Genomic DNA, 16,261 nt, shown 5'->3' on the forward strand with positions numbered 1-16,261 from the left:
GCGCGAACACTGCCACAGCACCGGCGTCCCCGGCGCGCCCTTATCCGCCATCCGCCATCCGCCGCCCGCCACCGGGGTCCGCCCCGGGGCTAGCGCGGCGGCAGCGGCAGGGGCAGCGCGGGCAGGCCGTCGATGCTGGCCACGTTGTGGGCCTTGCCCTCGCAGTAGGCTGCGAACTCCTCGTCGGACTTGCGGCCGAAGTACTCCGCGTGCAGCGTCCGCTCGCCCCGGTAGTCCATCAGCGGCACCGCGAAGCCGCACGTGTCGCTGATCAGCTTCGCCGTCACCACCACGACCGCGCGCAGCGCCGGGCCGTCCGCCTCGCCGAACCCCGCCACCAGCTCGGCGAAGCGCGGGTCGTCGCGGAACACCGGCTCGCCCGTGCCGTGCACCCGCACGATGTTCGGCGGACCGTCGAACGCGCACCACATGAGTGTGATCCGGCCGTTCTCGCGCAGGTGGGAGATGGTCTCGGCGTGGCTGCCGCCGAAGTCGAGGTACGCCACGCGGTGCTCGTCGAGCACCCGCCACGTGCCGGCGCGGCCCTTGGGCGAGACGTTCACGTGCCCGTCGGCGGCCAGCGGGGCGGAGGCCGTGAAGAACACGGGCTGCGCCTCGATGAACTCCCGGAGACGTCCTTCGATGCGGTCATAGGTCTTTCCCATGGGGCGAGTATCGCCGGGACAGCACGCGATGACGACGGACTTCGCTCCCCGTGAGACCGGTGAACGACCGCACACGCCGCCACGGTTCGCCCACCCCCACCGAGCCGTCGCCGCGCGCCATCGCGTCGCGGTGGTGCGCGGCGGTGACCCACTCGGCGTAGTTGAGCACCCGCGTGCCGTCCAGGCTCACGTGGAAGCGCGCCGACACGCCGCCGGGCACCGGGTCGTCCCCGGCCAGCGCCTCCAGCACCAGGTCCACCCACGGCTCGGCGACGCCGGGCCGGTCGAACGCGATCTCCACCAGCACCACGCACCCCGCCTCCCGCTCCGCGCCCAGGCCCGCGGAGCGGTAGCGGCGGTAGGCCACCGCGCCGGGCGGCTCGACGGGCGCCGACCACTGCGACAGGGTGGTGACGCGCCCCTCCTCGTCCTCCAGCCACCGCACGTCGAGCAGCCCCGCGGGGCGCGGGTCGAACGGAACTCGGTCGTGGTGCAGCACGACTGCCGCGGCGTCTTCCCGGTCCAGGTCCATGACCCCATGCTCCGGGCCGGTCGACCGGGCCCGAATCCGTCACCCGACCGGAATTTATTGCACATTGTGTGCAACAAGGTCAGACTCCGGTCATGGCACCCGAGATCCGACGCTCCCTGGTCGTCCACTCCCGCTGGCTGCGCCGCGACCCGCACACCGTGCTCCGCGCCCTGCTCGACCGGCTGCCGCCGGGCACCGACCCGGACGCGGTGACCGGGGAGCTGGAGCGCCGCGTCGCCGACCTGCTCGGCAAACCCGCCGCCCTGTTCTTCCCCACCGGCACCATGGCCCAGCAGACCGCGCTGCGCGTGCACGCCGACCGCACCAACCGGCGCACGTTCGCCGCCCACCCCCGGTGCCACCTCGCCCTGTGGGAGGAGAGCGGCTACAACGCCGTGCACGGGCTGCGGCACAAGGCCGTGGGCGACCCGCAGCGGCTGCTCGCCACCGCCGACCTCGCCGAGGTCCGCGAACCGGTCGCCGCGCTGCTGCTGGAGCTGCCGCAGCGCGAGATCGGCGGCGTGCTGCCCGAGTGGGACGACCTGGTCGCGCAGACCGGGTGGGCGCGCGACCGCGGCGCCGCCGCCCACCTCGACGGCGCGCGCCTGTGGGAGGCCCAGACCTACTACGAACGCCCGCACGCCGAGATCGCCGCCCTGTTCGACACCGTCTACGTCTCCCTCTACAAGGGACTGGAGGGCGTGCGCGGCGCGGTCCTGGCCGGCGACCGGGAGACCGTCGACACCGCGTCGGTGTGGCGCAGTCGGCTCGGCGGGGCCGTGCCCGACGCGTGGCCGCTGACCGCCGCCGCCCTGATCGGCCTCGACGAGATGCTGCCGAGGATGGCCGAGTTCCGCGACCACGCCCGCGCCGTCGCCGCCGCGATCAACGCCGACGGCTACGCCCGCACCCACCCCGAGGTGCCGCAGACCCCGATGTTCCACGTCCACCTGCCCGCGTCGAAGGAGGCCGTCGTCGCCGCCGCCGAACGCGTCCTGGCCGAGACCGGCGTCGAGATGCCCGCCCACCCCCGGGCCGCGGCCGACCCGTCCCGGTGCAGCATCGAGCTGACCGTCGGCGTGGTGACGCTGGAGTTCACGCCCCGGGAGGTCGCGGAGCTGGTCCGGCGACTGCGCTGAGCCCCCGGCGCAGCAGGTCGCGCTCGGCGTCGTTGCCGGCCAGCCCCAGCGCCAGCCGGTAGGCGTCCGCCGCCGCCCCCGGCCGGCCCAGGCGGCGCAGCAGGTCCGCGCGCACCGCGTGGAACAGGTGGTAGCCGGCCAGCGGCAGCCCGTCCACCAGCGCCAACGCCGCCCCCGGCCCGGCCGCCTCCGCCACCGCCACCGCCCGGTTCAGCGCCACCACCGGCGACGGCGTCAGCACCATCAGGTGGTCGTAGAGCGCCACCACCTGCGCCCAGTCCGTCGGGGGCGGGTCGCTGTGCACCGCGTTGATCGCCGCCTGCACCTGGTACGGGCCCGGCCGGCCGCGCCGCAGGCACCGGCGCACCAGCGCGCGGCCCTCGTCGAGCAGCGCCCCGTCCCACCGCGACCGGTCCTGCCCGGCCAGCCGCACCAGGCCGCCGTCCGGGCCCGTGCGCGCCGCGCGGCGGGCGTGCAGCAGCAGCATCAGCGCGAGCAGCCCGAGCACCTCGGGCTCGTCGGGCATCAGCTCCGCCAGCACCCGGCCCAGCCGCACCGCCTCCGCGCACAGTTCGTCGCGCACCAGCACCTCGCCCGAGGCGGCCGAGTAGCCCTCGTTGAACACCAGGTACACCACCGCCAGCACCGCGCCCAGCCGGTCGGGCAGCTCCGCTTCCCCCGGCACCCGGTAGGGGATGCGGGCGTCGCGGATCTTGGCCTTCGCCCGCACCAGCCGCTGCGCCATGGTCGCCTCCGGCACCAGGAACGCCCGCGCGATCGCCGCCGTGGACAGCCCGCCCAGCAGCCGCAGCGTCAACGCCACCCGCGACGCCGGGGCGAGCGCCGGGTGGCAGCACGTGAAGATCAACCGCAGCCGGTCGTCGGCCACCGCCCCCACCTCCTCCGACGCATCCCGCTCGTCGCGCTCGCGCAGCAGCGCGGCCCGGGCGTGCCGGTCCGCGCGCGAGGACTCCCGGCGCAGCCGGTCCACCGCCCGGTTGCGGGCCGTGGTGATGATCCAGCCGGCCGGGCTGGGCGGCACGCCGTGCTCCGGCCAGCGACGCACCGCCTCGGCGAACGCGTCCTGGACCGCCTCCTCGGCGACGTCGAGGTCGCCGAAGACGCGGGCCAGGACCGCCACCGCCCGGCCGTGCTCGGCCCGGAACACCCGCTCGACCGCGGACCCGGCCCCGTCGACCGGCACCACTAGCCCTCCTGGAACGGCCGGACCTCGATCGGCAGCGTGGTGGCCAGGCTCAACCGGCGGCCCCACCCCAGCGCCGCGTCCAGGTCCGCCACCTCCACCACCGTGAACCCGCCCAGGTGCTCCTTGGTCTCCACGTACGGCCCGTCGGTGACCAGCACGTCGCCGCTGCCGGTGGGGCGCAGCGTGGTGGCGGTGTCGGGGGAGTGCAGCCCCGCGCCGAACACCCACACCCCCGCCCGCTGCATGGCGTCGTTCACGGCGTCGACGTCGGTCATGATCCGGTCGAGCACCTCGGGCCCGGGCACGCCGCCGGTCGGCTGCACCACGCTGAGCAGGTACTTCGCCATGTCGTCCTCCTCGAAGGGGTCGGTTCCCGCCCACTACACGAACGGACCCCGCCCGGATCGACACCCGGCGCGGAAAACCCGCGAGAAAATCCCGGCGGGTCCGGCGGCGGTGCTCAGCGGTGTTCGGCGGCGGTGGTGCTCAGCGGCAGTGGTGCTCGGCGGTGGTGCTCAGCGGTGGTGCTCCAGCACGACGCCGAGCACGCGCACCAGCTCGGCCCGCTCCGCCGCCGACAGCGGCGCGAGCAGCGCGTCCTGCGCCCCCGTCAGCACCCCGTCCAGCTCCCGCAGGTGCGCCGCCCCGGCGGGGGTGAGGCTGACGGTGTTGCGCCGCCCGTCCTGCGGGTCGGGCGCGCGCACCACGAAACCCTTGCCCGCCAGCTCGTTCACGGTGGCCACCACGTCGCTGCGGTCCAGCCCGCCGCGCCGCCCCAGGTCCGCCTGGCTGGCCGGCCCGAACTGCTCCAGCGCGGCCAGCAGCGAGTAGTGGTAGCGGCGCGCGCCGACCGCGCCGAGCCCGTCGCCGACCAGCCGCGAGGCCAGCGTCGCGGTCTGGGTCAGCAACCAGCTCGGCGCGCCGCGCAACCGGTCGGGCGCACCCCTGCTCTCCATGGCCGGGCAGTCTACCGGCTCGTTGGCCGCGCCAACGGTGACCGACGGTGGCCGACGAGGCAGGCGGTACCGGGGCGTCAGGCGGCGTCAGGCGGTACCCCGAGGCGTCAGGCGATGCCGGGGTGCCCGAACTGCGCGACCCGCAGCCCGCCCTCGACCACCACCGTGTCCACCACCCGGAACCCCAGGCCCTCGTACAGCGCGATGGCGGGCGCGTTGTCCGCACCCGTCGACACGATCGCCGGACCGCCCTCGGCCAGCACCTGCTCCACCAGCCGCCGCGCGAACCCCAGCCGGAAGTGGCTCGGCGCCACGCACAGCCGGTCGATGTCCAGCACGTCGTCGACCCTGGAGAAACCCACGAACGCCACCAGCTCGTTGTCGACGAACCCGCCGAGCCACCGCAGCGGCAGCGCCCGCACCTCCTCCACCGTCTCGACCAGCGCCGGGATCGCGGCCGACCCGATCAGCTCGGCCTCCACCGCGTAGGACTGCTTGGCGAGCCGGTGCACCGCCTCCACCGTCGCGTCGTCGGTCATGTCGAGGGGGACGATCATGCGGCCACCGCCTTCCGGGGGACTGGGGGAGTGAGCCGAAGGTAACCACTGGCCGAACCCTTCAACCACGATTGCGCCGTTCGCCCGATCAGGCCCCTTGACGACGGCGCGACCATGGGTTCGGGGGTGGGGGCGTGGAATTCGGCAGAAGAACGTTCATGCAGGCCACCGGGCTCGCGGCGCTGGGGGCGTGGGACCACGACTGGCACCGGCTGCGCCGGGCGCTCACCGGCCGGCTGGTGCTGCCCGGCGACGACGACTACGACCGGGCGCGCCGGCCGTTCAACACCGTCTACGCGCACCGCAGGCCCGCCGCGGTCGCGCTGTGCGCCGACGAGCCCGACGTCGCCCGCTGCCTGGAGTTCGCCGCCCGCCACCGGGTGCCCGTGGCCGCGCGCAGCGGCGGGCACAGCTACGGCGGCTACTCCACCCCCGAAGGCGGCCTCGTCGTCGACCTCGGCGCGCTGTCCGCCATCCGCGTCGACGAGGGCGGCACGCTGCGCGTCGGGGCGGGCACCCGCATGATCGACCTGTACCGGGAGCTGGGCCGCGCCGGGCGGCTGCTGCCCGCCGGGTCCTGCCCGACCGTGGGCATCGGCGGCCTCGCCCTGGGCGGCGGCATCAGCGTCGTGGCCCGCAAGCACGGCCTGACCTGCGACCACCTGCTCGGCGCGCGGGTCGTCACCCCCGACGGCACGCTCCGCCGCGCCGACGAGCAGGCCGAACCCGACCTGTTCTGGGCGCTGCGCGGCGGCGGTGGCGGCAACTTCGGCGTCGTCACCTCCTTCACCTTCGACACCGCGCCCGCGCACGACCTCGTCGCGTTCGACCTGAAGTTCCCGGCCGAGGCCACCACCGACGCGTTCGGCGCGTGGCAGGAGTGGATGGTCGACACCCCCGAGGACCTGTGGACGGCGTGCAACGTGCAGTCGGGCACCCCGCCCACGTTCAGCTGCGGCGGCGCCTGGGCCGGCACCCCGGACACCCTCGCGCCGCTGCTGGACCGGCTCACCGCGAAGGTGCGGCCCAGCAGCCTCACCGTGCTGCCCCTCGACTACCTCTCGGCGATGCTCCACTTCGCCGGCTGCCTGCCCGCGTGCACCCCCACCGGCGGCGAGGCGTTCGTCGCCTCCTCCCGCATGCTGCACCGCCCCGTCGACCCGGCGCGCGTCGTCGCCCTGCTGCACGGCAGGCGCTCGGGCCGCGCCCAGTTCGACTCCTTCGGTGGCGCCGTCGCCCGCGTGCGGCCCGACGCGACCCCGTTCCCGCACCGCGGCGCGATCGCCAGTGCGCAGGCGTACGTCACCGTCGACGGCGTCACCGTGCCCGAGGCCCGCGCCGTCCTCGCCGACCTGCGCGACGGCCTCGGCCACGGCACCGGCTACGTCAACTACATCGATCCCGACATGCCCGAGTGGCGCACCGCCTACTACGGCCGCAACCTGCCGCGCCTGCGCCGCACGGCCCGCCGCTACGACCCCGACCGCGTGCTGGCCTTCCCGCAGGGCCTGGCCTGACCCCCGCGCCGACGCCGAGGGCGGTCACCGGACGCGCGGGAGGCCCAGCTCGTCGAACAGGGCCGGGTCCTGGTGGGAGGTGATCCGGGCGATGCCTGCCCCGGTGACCGTCAACGCCTCCACCGAGTACGCGTGCTCGGCACCGTCCCCGGCGCGCAGGTACGTCGCGAACGCGGGCATCCCCCGGTAGGTCACCCGCTCCATCGAGCAGGTGCCGAACGCCGGGCACCCGGTGGACATGAACCGCGTGATCGCCTCGCGGCCGACCAGCGGCGCCGGGTCCGGCGGCAGCTCGCACACCGCGTCGTCGGTGAGCAGGTGCGTCAGGGTCGTCAGGTCGGCGTTCTCGAACGCCGACACGTACCGGTCGAGGAGGTCCCGCCGGCACGGGTCGTCGGGTTCCGGCACGTCGTCCGCCGACGTGGTCAGCTCCGAGAGCTGCGCCCTGGCCCGCTGGAGCATGCTGTTGACCGCCGCGCTCGTGGTGCCCAGCAGCTGCGCCACCTCGGCGGCCCGCCAGTGCAGCACCTCGCGCAGAATCAGCACGGCCCGCTGCCTCGGCGGCAGGTGGCGCCACGCGGTGGCCAGCGCCAGGCGCACGGCGGCGCGGGTCTCGACCACGGCCGCCGGGTCGGCGGGCTCGGTGCCGAACAGCAGCCGCGCGACCGGCTCCAACCAGCCGGTGTCCCGGTCCTGGGCCGCCGCGACCCGCCCCGGCCCGCCCAGCCCGGTCGGGAGCGGACGGCGGCCCCGCGTCTCGATCGCGGTCAGGCACGCGTTGGTGGCGATGCGGTACAGCCAGCTGCGCAGCGAGGAGCGGCCCTCGAACTCCGTGCAGGAGCGCCACGCCCGCAGGTACGTCTCCTGCACCAGGTCCTCGGCGTCCTGCGACGACCCCAGCATGCGCGAGCAGTGCGCCAGCAGTTCCCGCCGGAACGGGTCGGTGAGCCGGGCGAAGTCGCCGCGGGCCACCACCGTGTTCGTGTCGCTCATCCGGTGTTCTTCTCCTCGACCGGTCGGACCGTGCACAGGTGGAGACCGGCGACGGGGCGCGAAGTCATCGCGACCGCGCCGATGAATTCCCGGAGGGGGTCCGGTCAACACCGGCATGACCCAGTCACGACACGACCTCCCCGCGAACGGGGCGGGCGACACCGACCCCACCAGGCCCGACCCGCGCCGCTGGAAGGCGCTCGGACTGCTCTGCACCGCCTTCTTCATGGTGGCCCTCGACGGCCAGATCGTCATCCTCGCGCTGCCGTCCGTCCAGACGGACCTCGGCTTCACCGTGACCGGCCTCCAGTGGGTGCTCAGCGGCTACCTGCTCAGCTTCGGCGGCCTGCTGCTGCTGGGCGGCCGGGTCGCCGACGTGCTCGGCCACCGCAAGCTGTTCACCGCCGGCGTCGTCCTGTTCCTGGTGTCCTCGCTGCTGTGCGGCCTCGCCTGGTCCGGCGAGGTGCTGATCACCGCCCGCGTGCTCCAGGGCGTGTCCGCGGCCGTCATGTCGCCCACCGCGCTGGCCCTGCTGACGACCACGTTCGACGAGGGGCCCGAGCGCAACCGCGCGCTGGCCGTCTGGACCGGCACCGGCGCGTTCGGCGCCACGGCGGCGCTGCTCGTCGGCGGCGTGCTCACCGACGTGCTCGGCTGGGAGTGGATCTTCTTCATCAACGTGCCGGTCGCGCTCGTCATGCTCGCGCTGACCCCGCGCCTGCTGCGCGAGAGCACCGCCCCCGTCGGCGGCGGCAAGTTCGACATCGGCGGCGCGATCACCAGCACCGCGGCGGTGGTGCTGCTCATCTTCGCCGTGGTCGAGGCGCCCGCGGTCGGCTGGGGCAGCGCGCGCACCATCACCCTGATCGCGGTCTCCGTCGTGCTGGCCGCGGCGTTCGTGTTCATCGAGAAGCGCTCGCCCTCGCCACTGGTGCCACCGCACATCTTCCGCTCCAGCGCGCTGACCGGCGGCAACCTGATGATGATCCTGGTCGGCATGCTGCTGCTCGGCTTCAACGTCGTCGTCTCGCTCTACGGCCAGCAGGTCCTGCTCCTCACCCCGGTGATCTTCGGCCTCGGCACCCTGGCCTACGCGCTGACGGACGTCCTGTCGGCCAACGGCGCCGGGGCGCTGGTCAGCAGGTTCGGCTACCGGCCCGTCGCGCTGGTGGGCATGCTGCTGTTCGGCCTGGGCTCGCTGCTGATGACGCGGGTGTCGGCGGACGGCAGCTACTTCGGCGACCTGTTCTGGGGCCTGCTGGCGTTCGGCGCCGCGGTCGGCACGAGCTTCGTCGCGGTCACCGTCGCGGCGCTCGCCGGCGTCCCCGACGAGGAGGCGGGCCTGGCGTCGGGCATCAACAACGCGGCGTTCTGGATCGGCGGCGCGCTGGGCACCGCCGTCGTCTCGACGGTCGCCGTGTCGTTCACGACCGGCAGCGACGCGCAGGGGCTCACCGACGGCTTCTCGGCCGCCTTCCGGGCCTGCGCGGCCTTCGCCGCCACCGGCGTGGTCGTCGCCCTCGTCCTGCCGGCCAAGCGCGGCGCGAGCGAGTCGGTCGAGGTCCGCTGACCCGCGCCGACACCACCACCGGCCCCGTCGTGAAGGGGGAGAAAACACGAAAGGCAAGGAGGTCGCCCACTCCTTGCCACCTTTAACGTATAGCGCACAGGGGGTCTTGCCGCAAGACCCCGGTGAGGCCCCAGAATCCCCGCTCGACACGCACACCTTTGTCCAACGGGGGAGAAGTCCTTGATCGACGTCGTCGTGGTCGGCGCAGGGCCGACCGGCGTGATGCTGGCCGCCGAACTGGGGTTGCACGGCGTGCGCGCGCTCGTGCTGGACAAGGACGCGGAGCCGAACGGGATGATCCGCGCCCTCGGCCTGCACGCGCGCAGCGTCGAGGTGCTCGACCAGCGCGGCCTGCTGGACCGGCTCCTCCCGCTCGGGCAGCGCCACCCCCTCGGCGGGTTCTTCGCCGGCATCGCCACACCCGCCCCGGCGGACCTCGACACCGCCCACCCCTACGTCCTCGGCATCCCGCAGCCCACCGTCGAACGCGTGCTCACCGAGCACGCCACCGAGGTCGGCGTCGAGATCCGCCGCGGCCGGGAACTCGTCGGCCTCGACCAGGACGACGAGGGCGTGACCGCCGAACTCGCCGACGGCACGCGGCTGCGCTCCCGCTACCTCGTCGGCTGCGACGGCGGCCGCAGCGCGGTGCGCGGGCTGCTCGGCGTCGGCTTCCCCGGCGAACCCGCCCGGCACGAGTGGCTGCTCGGCGAGGTGGAGCTGACCACGCCGCCGGAGGAGGTGGCGGCCGTGGTCGCCGAGGCCCGCAAGACCCACCGGGGCTTCGGCGCCGGCCCCCTCGGCGACGGGGCGCACCGGATCGTCGCCCCCGCACCCGGGGTGGCCGAGGACCGCACCGTCCCGCCGACCCTGGACGAGCTCGCGCAGGCGGTGCGGGCGGTCGCCGGCACCGACTTCGGCGCGCACTCCCCCCGCCGGATCTCCCGCTTCGGCGACGCCACCAGGCTGGCGGAGCGCTACCGGGTCGGCCGGGTGCTGCTGGCCGGCGACGCGGCGCACGTCCACCCCCCGATGGGCGGTCAGGGCCTCAACCTCGGCCTGCAGGACGCGTTCAACCTCGCCTGGAAACTGGCCGCCGAGGTCCGCGGCTGGGCCCCGGACGGGCTCCTGGACAGCTACGAGGCCGAACGCCGCCCCGTCGCCGCCGACGTGCTCGACACCACCCGCGTGCAGGCCGAGCTGATCTCCCCCGAGCCGGGACCGCGCGCCGTGCGCGCCCTGCTGGCCGAGCTGATGGACTTCGAGGAGGTCAACCGGTACCTGATCGAGAAGATCAGCGCGATCGGCATCCGCTACGACTTCGGCGACGGGCACCACCTGCTCGGCAGGCGGCTGCGCGACGTCGCCCTCGGGCGCGGCCGGCTCTACGCGCTGACCCACGCGGGCCGCGGCCTGCTGCTCGACCAGACCGGCCGGCTCTCGGTCGAGGGCTGGGCCGACCGGGTCGACCACGTCGTCGACGTCAGCGGGGAACTCGACGCGCCCGCCGTGCTGCTGCGACCGGACGGCCACGTGGCGTGGGTCGGCGAGGACCAGCGCAGCCTGCGCGACCGGCTGCCCACCTGGTTCGGCGCCCCCACCGGCTGAGCACCCCGTGGTGGTGGCCGCCGCGCACACCACTGCGCCCACCACCACTGCGCCCACCACCACTGCGCCCACCACCACGGCGTCCACGAACGGCGAAGCCCTTCCGCGCCGCCGACCCCGGCGAGCACACCCGCCGCCGTGCTCGGGTTGCAGCAGACCGCCGGCAACGGCGCGGTCGCCGCCGCGCTCACCCTCCCGACGCCCCCGACGGGTTCGGGCAGCAGGTCGACGACGGGCGTCCGGCTCGACGCGCCCGTCCCCGAGCGGTGACGCCCAGGCGCGCGTCGACCACCAGACCGGCCACCCCCACCGCGCCGAGCACCGCGGACACCGCGAGCAGCACCGGATCGACGTCCCCGGTGAGCGCGTCACCGAGGAACGTCACGGCGACCGTGCCTGGCAGCACACCGACGACCGTGGCGACCAGGAACGGCGCGAACCGGATCGACGACACCCCCGCGCAGTAGTTGACCAGCGGGAACGGCACCGGCGCGATCAGCCGCAACGAGCCCACCGCCAGCCACCCGCGCCGCGCCAACCGCCGGTCCACCGCCGCCACCGCCGGGTGCGTCAACCGGGCGGCCACCGCGTCCCGCCCCAGCGCCCGCGCGAGCAGGAACGCCAGCGCCGCGCTCACCGCCGTGGCCGACACCGCGACCACCACCCCCGTGACAGGTCCGAACAACAACCCCGCGCCGAGCGTGAACGGCGTGCGCGGAACGGCCACCGTCGCCAGCGCGTGCGCCACGAAGAACGCGAGCGGCAACCACGGCCCGGCCGCCACCGCCCACTCCCGCACCTGATCGGCCCCGGGCCGCGGCCCGACCACCGCGAGCACCACCAGCCCCACGAGGAGCACCGCCGCCCCGACCAACCGGGGATCGCGGAACCACCGGGTCCGCTGCCCACCGGACGCTCGATCGCCGGGTCGGGGCACAGGGCGACGCGTCAGCACGGACCGACCTCTCAGCGGTGCGCCGGTACGGGTCCGGCGGGAACGGTCCGACCAGGTTATCGGGCTGCGACCAGGCACGAAGTCGACAGCGACCCGCAGGCACGGAGTTGTCAGCAGATCGGACAGGCGTGATGACATTCGGTGACCAGGCGAGAGCGCTGCTCGGTAACCTGACGCGGGGGGCGGGAACGTGGGAATCCAGACGCAGGACCAGGGCGCGTTACGCGACATGATCACGGTGTTGTCGAGCCTCGGCACCCGGCTGTCGGACACCTTCGCCGCCGGCTTCACCGACCTCGTAGAACCACCGCCCGCACTTGGCGACCCGCACTCCGGCCACCCCGCCACCCCGGCCGAGATCGCCGAGTTCCGCACCGCGTGCGAGCGGGAACTGGTGGTCACGACCCGCGCGCTGGACGTCGAGTTGGCTCACACCACCCTGCTGGACTGCCTGTGCCTGGCCGTCCTGTTCGGGCAGGGGAAGAACGACGGGCAGCTGGGCACGGCCAACCCGTTCACCCACGAGATGGAGTTCCTGGCCTCCTGCCAGCCGCGGATCGGCTCGCCGAACCTGTTCAGCCGCGGCAACCTCGAAGCCGCGCTGCGCGCACTCACCCTGGCCCGGCGGCATGGCGTGCTGGACGGTCAACTGACGCTCACCAATGGCTGGGCCGACGGTGGGATCACCCCGGCCGTGCTGGACGAGTCGTGGCAGGTGCACGACCAACTGGCCTGGGCCTGGCGGTCCGGGCACGGCGCGTTCCCGACCCGCTACGACTGGGAGTACTCGCTGCGCCTGGCCCGGCGGATCCGCGACCGCGGCGGCGATCACCCGGACCTGACCCTCCTGTTGCGGGCCCACATGTTCGTGCTGTCCGGCTGGGCCGGCTCGCTCCGGGAGTTCCACGGCACGATCACCGATCCCGCGCTGCAGACCCTGCTGCGCGAGCGCACCCTGCTGCACCTGCCTGCCGACCTCACCCTGTCCGAGTCGACGACGAACGACCTGGCGGCGGCAGGGATCAGGCTCCTGCTGCCCTGGTCGGTGCTGACCGGCGCGCTGGCGGAACCGCAGCGGCGGGAAGCCGAGCGCTGGCGCGCACTGCTCACCGCGGACGCGGCGACGCTGGGCCGCAACACCGACCGCAGACACGTGTTCGATTCGCCGTTGGCCACCACCCCACTGGTCGGGGTCGAAGACCTCGTGCTGTTCAGCCTGCCGCACGTGTTCAGCTCGGATCTCTCCCGGCTGGTCGAGCGGGTCTTCGCCCGGCTGCCCAACCTGCCGTACTACCGGGCCCGTGGCGAGATGGTGGAGGAGGCCGCGCTGGACCACCTGTCCGGGGTGTTCCCCGGCGCCCGGGTGCTGTGCGGCGGCAAGTACCCCGGCACGCGGCCCGGCGAGCTGATCGAGGTGGACGGTGTCCTGGTGTGGCAGGACGTGGTGCTGGTGATCGAGGGCAAGGGCGGGTACCTCAGCACCCGGTCCCGGCACGGCGACCCGGAGGCCGCCGTCACCGAACTGCGGCGTACCGTCGGCGACGGCTTCTTCCAGGTGGCCCGCCTGGTCCGCGCGCTGGACCGGGACGGCCGCGTCGTGCTGACCGGCGAACGCGACGAGTCGTTGACGCTGGAGCGCAGGACGATCCGTCGGGTCTTCGCCGTCGTGCCGACCGCGGACACCTTCGATTCGCTGCCTACCGTGCTCGGCCTGCTGTGGCAGCGAGAGGTGTTGCCGGACGGAGCGTTTCCGGCGATCCTCGCCGTGCCGGTCCTGCACCTGCTCACCGACCTGCTGCCCACCCCGCTGGAGCTGCTGGCCTACCTCGAGTACCGGGAGGAGGCGCTGGCCGCGCGGGGACTGCGGATCAGCGACGAACTCGAACTGCTGGCCGCGTTCGCCGCGACGATGGACGTCGTCGGCACGTTCCGCGCGTTGGACGTGCCCAGCGGGACGCTCGGCACCGACCACCAGGAGAAGTACCTCGACCCGTGGTTGCAGGACTCCTTCCACGCCTGGCTCAACGACCTCCCGCCGGTCCCGCCCCCGCGGCGGCACGCCGAGGAGCACCACGCGAAGATCGGGCGGTTCCTGGCCGCCACGCACGACACCGCGGCGGCCACCGTCCTGCACCAGCTCACCGGGGCCCAGCTCGGCGTGGCCGAGTTGTACGCCGGGCGCGTGCCGCGGCTGCGCCGCGGCACGCTGTCCCTGCGGAGCGCGGACGAACTCGGCATCGTGGTGACCAACCCGCTCGACTCGATCGGCACGGTGCGCGCCGTGCGACAGGTGCGCGAACTGCGCGCCCGCAGCCGGTGGGTCGTGTACCTGACGCCGGGGGTGGACGGGGCCGAGTTCCGGCACGCTGAACGGGGCGGTGCGCACGTCTTCGGCTGTGACGCGGGCGTGTCGCTGGCCGAGGAGTCCCGGCTGGGCGCGCTGGCGGACTGGTTCGACCGGGCCGCAGCGCGGCGGCACGGCCCGCACCGGCCGATCACCACGGCCGACCGGGAGAACGTCGACGCACTGGTTCAGGCCGGCGCGCCGGACACCATGGCCCTGGGCCTCACCCGGCTGGGCCTGACCACGGCCGTGCTCGACCTGGTCGACCGTGGCCCGGAACTCGGCCTCACCCGGGCCGCCGACTTCTACCTCACCCACGTCCGCCGAGCGGCCGACGCGCTCGATGTGGCCACGGCCGACCTGGCCCTCACCGCATCCGCCGCGCGCGACGTGCTGCGGCTGGTGACCAGCGGCCGGATCCGCCCGGAGGATGCGGCCGCACTGATCGAGCGGACCGTCAGCGACCCGGTGACGCCTCCGGAATCGCTGGCCCGGTCGGCAGGCCTGCTCATCGACCGGGACGGCATCCGCGTGGCCGAGGCCGTCCGGGCCGCGATGGACGCCCTGGGTCTGGTACCCGAGCAGGTCAGGCTCAGCAGGGGGAAGGAACGCCGCCGGATCCGCGACCGCCTGCTCGGCGTGATCCGCCGCGAACACCCCGACGTCGCCCCGCGGACCGCCGCCGAACACGTCGAACGGTTGTGGGAACCGCCTGTCTGATCAGCAGGCGGCGATGGTGCCGCCGGCCGGGCGGGAACCGCGCGCACTCCAAGCGGTGGGCGTCACCAACCCCCTTGACGCCAGCGTCCCCTCGACCGGGCCTCGCTGACATCAGACATCCGACGGTCGCGGGCGGTGTGGGCGGCGCACGGAACGGCCGCTGAGCTGGCTTCCGATAAGGTTCACTTATCGGAAGCCAGCTCAACGGACGTCTATATCGTTGCGTTGCATCCAATAACGTTTGATACGACGTTATTCTGCTACGATATCGCCGTGACGATGTCCGAAGTCCACGCGCTGACCTGCAACTACCCCGGCTGCACGCGTCCCGTCCTGCGCACCGGCGGCCCGGGACGGCCCTCCGAGTACTGCGACCTGCCGGAACACACCCGGTGGCGGGCGTGGCGGGAGCGGCAGCGGGTGGCGCAGGCCGAGGAGGCCGGGCAGGAGGTCGTCACCGTGACGAAAGGCCCGCAGGGGATGACCGCGGGCAAGATCAGGGCCGAAGAACTCCTGGAACGGTTCCGGGGGCTGGCCGAGCAGATGTCGACCACGTTGTCCGGGGCGGTCGCGGAATTGTCGGCCATCGCCGACCCCAGCGTGGCCGAGAGCCAGGTGCAGGCCGTCGAGGCGGAGGCCGCACGGCGGGTCGCCGAGGCCGAGGCGGCCGTCGCCGCGGCGGAACGGCGGCGGCGTGACGCCGAACGGGCACGTCAGGCCGCCGAGGCGACCACCGAGGACGCCGTGCGCGCCGCCGAGCAGGCCGAGAACGACGCCGAGGCCGCCCACGAGCAGCGCGACGCGGCCCGCGCCGAGGCCACGGCCGCCGTCGAACGCGCCGAACGCGAGGTCGTCGCCGCCCGCACCGAGGCCGCCGCCACCGTGGAGGAGGTCCGCCGCGACGCCCAGGCCCAGGTGGAACAGGCGCGGGCCGACGCGGTCGCGCACGCCGAGCAGGCCCGGCGGCAGGCGGTGAAGGAGGTCGAGCAGGTCCGGCGCGACACCCGGGTCCTCGTCGAGCAGGCCCAGGCCGACGCCCGCGCCCAGGTGGACCAGGCACGGGAACGCGCCGACCGCGCCGTCGAGGAGGCCCGCGGCCGGGTGGGCACGGCCGAGGCCGCCGCGGCGCAGGCCCGCGCGGACGCCGGCGAGGCACGGGTGCGCGCCGAACGCGCCGAGCAGATCGCCCTGGACGCCCGCGCCGAGCTGGACCGGGCCCGGGCGGAACTCGCCGACGAGCGCCACGACCACCGCGTGCGGCTCGACCAGGCCGACCGGGCCGCGCGGGAACGGCTCGACGCGCTGGAGCAGGCCCGCGCCCAGACCCAGGTCCGGGCCGAGCGCGCCGAACGCCAGCTCGACCGGGTGCAGGCCGAGCTGGACGCCCTCAAGGCCGAGCGCCGGGCTTCCGCGCGTGACGAGCGGGAGGGGCGTGACGAGCGGCAGGAGGGGCGTGGGGATCGGGAGTGACCGACTCCGCCGGTCGCCACACGGCGGG

Annotated in this window: 14 protein-coding genes; 6 read left to right on the plus strand and 8 right to left on the minus strand. The window is 74.5% G+C overall.

The annotated features are described in order from the left end of the window. Window positions 1-89: 89 nt before the first annotated feature. Together ACRAKJ_RS20760 and ACRAKJ_RS20765 are read right to left on the minus strand one after the other, a co-directional pair. The gene (locus tag ACRAKJ_RS20760) at window positions 90-665 is read right to left on the minus strand and encodes a pyridoxamine 5'-phosphate oxidase family protein (protein WP_438922501.1); all 576 of its coding nucleotides are present in this window, start codon (window positions 663-665) and stop codon (window positions 90-92) included. Next, entirely contained in the window at window positions 649-1,197 is a 549-nt protein-coding gene (locus ACRAKJ_RS20765; RefSeq protein ID WP_438922502.1) for a hypothetical protein, read from the minus strand. The genes ACRAKJ_RS20760 and ACRAKJ_RS20765 overlap by 17 nt, the downstream gene beginning before the upstream one ends. A gap of 92 nt (window positions 1,198-1,289) precedes the next feature. Here ACRAKJ_RS20765 and ACRAKJ_RS20770 point away from each other — a divergent pair, with 92 nt between their 5' ends. Next, window positions 1,290-2,336: a beta-eliminating lyase-related protein gene (locus ACRAKJ_RS20770; protein ID WP_438922503.1), complete on the plus strand. Its 1,047-nt coding sequence runs from the start codon at window positions 1,290-1,292 to the stop codon at window positions 2,334-2,336. Here the strand turns inward: ACRAKJ_RS20770 and ACRAKJ_RS20775 are convergent. The 4 genes from ACRAKJ_RS20775 to ACRAKJ_RS20790 form a co-directional block, all read right to left on the minus strand. Then, the gene (locus tag ACRAKJ_RS20775; RefSeq protein WP_438922504.1) at window positions 2,293-3,540 is read right to left on the minus strand and encodes a sigma-70 family RNA polymerase sigma factor; all 1,248 of its coding nucleotides are present in this window, start codon (window positions 3,538-3,540) and stop codon (window positions 2,293-2,295) included. The two genes, ACRAKJ_RS20770 and ACRAKJ_RS20775, sit on opposite strands and share 44 nt — an antisense overlap. Before the next feature lie 2 nt (window positions 3,541-3,542). Further along, entirely contained in the window at window positions 3,543-3,890 is a 348-nt protein-coding gene (locus ACRAKJ_RS20780; protein WP_438922505.1) for a YciI family protein, read from the minus strand. Between the two features lie 168 nt (window positions 3,891-4,058). Next, entirely contained in the window at window positions 4,059-4,499 is a 441-nt protein-coding gene (locus tag ACRAKJ_RS20785) for a MarR family transcriptional regulator (RefSeq protein ID WP_438922506.1), read from the minus strand. Window positions 4,500-4,606: 107 nt separating this feature from the next. Then, on the minus strand, window positions 4,607-5,056 hold the full coding sequence (locus tag ACRAKJ_RS20790; protein ID WP_438922507.1) for a GNAT family N-acetyltransferase: 450 nt from the start codon (window positions 5,054-5,056) through the stop codon (window positions 4,607-4,609). A gap of 134 nt (window positions 5,057-5,190) precedes the next feature. On the opposite strand from ACRAKJ_RS20790, the gene ACRAKJ_RS20795 reads away from it, so the two are divergent. Further along, entirely contained in the window at window positions 5,191-6,573 is a 1,383-nt protein-coding gene (locus ACRAKJ_RS20795; protein ID WP_438922508.1) for an FAD-binding protein, read from the plus strand. Window positions 6,574-6,597: 24 nt separating this feature from the next. Here the strand turns inward: ACRAKJ_RS20795 and ACRAKJ_RS20800 are convergent, their stop codons facing one another. Further along, window positions 6,598-7,566, minus strand: coding sequence for an RNA polymerase subunit sigma-70 (locus tag ACRAKJ_RS20800; protein ID WP_438922509.1), 969 nt, complete (start codon window positions 7,564-7,566; stop codon window positions 6,598-6,600). Between the two features lie 115 nt (window positions 7,567-7,681). On the opposite strand from ACRAKJ_RS20800, the gene ACRAKJ_RS20805 reads away from it, so the two are divergent. Together ACRAKJ_RS20805 and rox are read left to right on the plus strand one after the other, a co-directional pair. Next, the gene (locus ACRAKJ_RS20805; protein ID WP_438922510.1) at window positions 7,682-9,136 is read left to right on the plus strand and encodes an MFS transporter; all 1,455 of its coding nucleotides are present in this window, start codon (window positions 7,682-7,684) and stop codon (window positions 9,134-9,136) included. Window positions 9,137-9,316: 180 nt separating this feature from the next. Beyond that, window positions 9,317-10,744 (plus strand): rifampin monooxygenase, encoded by a 1,428-nt coding sequence (rox, locus tag ACRAKJ_RS20810; RefSeq protein WP_438922511.1) that lies wholly within the window; start codon window positions 9,317-9,319, stop codon window positions 10,742-10,744. Window positions 10,745-10,931: 187 nt separating this feature from the next. Here rox and ACRAKJ_RS20815 read toward each other — a convergent pair whose 3' ends face one another. Then, window positions 10,932-11,594, minus strand: coding sequence for a VTT domain-containing protein (locus ACRAKJ_RS20815; protein WP_438922512.1), 663 nt, complete (start codon window positions 11,592-11,594; stop codon window positions 10,932-10,934). A 295-nt stretch (window positions 11,595-11,889) separates the two neighbouring features. On the opposite strand from ACRAKJ_RS20815, the gene ACRAKJ_RS20820 reads away from it, so the two are divergent. Together ACRAKJ_RS20820 and ACRAKJ_RS20825 are read left to right on the plus strand one after the other, a co-directional pair. Next, a complete protein-coding gene (locus ACRAKJ_RS20820) occupies window positions 11,890-14,763 on the plus strand; it encodes a hypothetical protein (RefSeq protein ID WP_447009091.1) in 2,874 nt (957 codons plus the stop codon). 273 nt (window positions 14,764-15,036) lie between these two features. Then, window positions 15,037-16,233, plus strand: a complete 1,197-nt coding sequence (locus ACRAKJ_RS20825) for a hypothetical protein (protein WP_438923271.1) — start codon at window positions 15,037-15,039, stop codon at window positions 16,231-16,233. Window positions 16,234-16,261 lie beyond the last annotated feature (28 nt).

Source organism: Saccharothrix sp. DSM 118769, from assembly GCF_052936295.1.

Excerpts from the sequence above, each read along its gene's own strand:
- ACRAKJ_RS20760 (WP_438922501.1), bottom strand. The coding sequence starts at position 665 with ATGGGAAAGACCTATGACCGCATCGAAGGACGTCTCCGGGAGTTCATC.
- ACRAKJ_RS20805 (WP_438922510.1), top strand. The coding sequence starts at position 7,682 with ATGACCCAGTCACGACACGACCTCCCCGCGAACGGGGCGGGCGACACC.
- ACRAKJ_RS20785 (WP_438922506.1), bottom strand. The coding sequence starts at position 4,499 with ATGGAGAGCAGGGGTGCGCCCGACCGGTTGCGCGGCGCGCCGAGCTGG.
- ACRAKJ_RS20770 (WP_438922503.1), top strand. The coding sequence starts at position 1,290 with ATGGCACCCGAGATCCGACGCTCCCTGGTCGTCCACTCCCGCTGGCTG.
- ACRAKJ_RS20800 (WP_438922509.1), bottom strand. The coding sequence starts at position 7,566 with ATGAGCGACACGAACACGGTGGTGGCCCGCGGCGACTTCGCCCGGCTC.
- ACRAKJ_RS20765 (WP_438922502.1), bottom strand. The coding sequence starts at position 1,197 with ATGGACCTGGACCGGGAAGACGCCGCGGCAGTCGTGCTGCACCACGAC.
- ACRAKJ_RS20780 (WP_438922505.1), bottom strand. The coding sequence starts at position 3,890 with ATGGCGAAGTACCTGCTCAGCGTGGTGCAGCCGACCGGCGGCGTGCCC.
- ACRAKJ_RS20790 (WP_438922507.1), bottom strand. The coding sequence starts at position 5,056 with ATGATCGTCCCCCTCGACATGACCGACGACGCGACGGTGGAGGCGGTG.